Raw genomic sequence first — 1137 nt, forward strand, 5'->3', positions numbered from 1 at the left:
CCCGCAGCACAGCATCGCCGAGATGCGCAAGCGCGACTTGAAAACGGTCATGGAGGACGAACACTACAAGGCGATGGCCTACCGCCAACTGCAACGCATCGGCAAGAAAGCCTACCCGGTCGTCGAGGGCACGGCGGAGGATGCCGTGGAAAAGGCGGAAGGACTATTGGAGAGGCTGCCCGGCACGGACATCGTGTTCTTCGACCTGCCCGGCACGGTGAACAGCGGCGGCGTGCTGCGGACGCTGGCGAACATGGACTATATCTTCTCGCCCATCGCGGCAGACCGGGTGGTGATGGAAAGCACCCTGCGCTTCGCCACCAAGCTGAAGGATACGCTGATGGACACGGGCAAGACGAACATCAAGGGGCTGTACCTGCTGTGGAACATGGTGGACGGGCGCGAGAAGTCGGAACTCTACGGGGTGTATGAGGGAATCATCCGGGAGCTGGGCTTGCAGGTGCTGCAGACCTTCCTGCCCGACAGCAAGCGGTTCCGGCGCGAACTGACGGGGGAACACAAGGCGGTGTTCCGCTCGACGCTGTTCCCCGTGGACGGCACGCTCGCCAAAGGAAGCCATATCCGGGAGATAACGGAAGAGATACTCACCATTATCGGGAGGTAGGCTATGGGAGAACGGAAGAAAATCAGCCTGACGGAACTGGACGAAAGCTCCATCGTCGCCTCGTTCAAGGAAGAACGGCCCGCTCAGGGCGTCCCTCCTACGGTGGAGCCGGAAACGCCCGCACCCCGCCAAACGGAACAGCCGGACATCAAGCCAGCCCATGAGAGCGAATACCTCCGCCTGTTCATCCACGAGTCTCCCGTATGCGCCCGGTTAGGCAAGACCATCTATCTGCGCAAGGAGTTCCATGAGCGGATACAGCGCATCGTGCAGACCATCGGCGGCAACCGGGTATCGCTGTTCAGCTACGTGGACAATGTGTTAGAGAAGCATTTTGCCGACTGGCAGGGGGACATCGAGCGCGAATATGAGCAACGGAATACGGGAATCTTTTAGAAAACAATCCATCTATGACAACCTTTATCACGTTATGCGTCGTGGGCTACCTGCTCTGGACAGCCGCCTATCTCCTGTATGAGCGGCATGAACGCCGGAAAAGGCAACGCGAAAGC

At 59.3% G+C, this 1137-nt stretch carries 2 protein-coding genes; both read left to right on the plus strand.

The annotated features are described in order from the left end of the window. The coding region (locus M3090_RS15320) for a ParA family protein (protein ID WP_249057713.1) at positions 1-625 on the plus strand (625 nt) is incomplete at its 5' end. Positions 626-628: 3 nt separating this feature from the next. Further along, entirely contained in the window at positions 629-1021 is a 393-nt protein-coding gene (locus tag M3090_RS15325) for a DUF3408 domain-containing protein (RefSeq protein WP_087210225.1), read from the plus strand. The last annotated feature ends 116 nt before the right edge of the window (positions 1022-1137 follow it).

It is taken from the genome of Bacteroides sp. ET71, assembly GCF_023336905.1.
GTDB lineage: Bacteria > Bacteroidota > Bacteroidia > Bacteroidales > Bacteroidaceae > Bacteroides.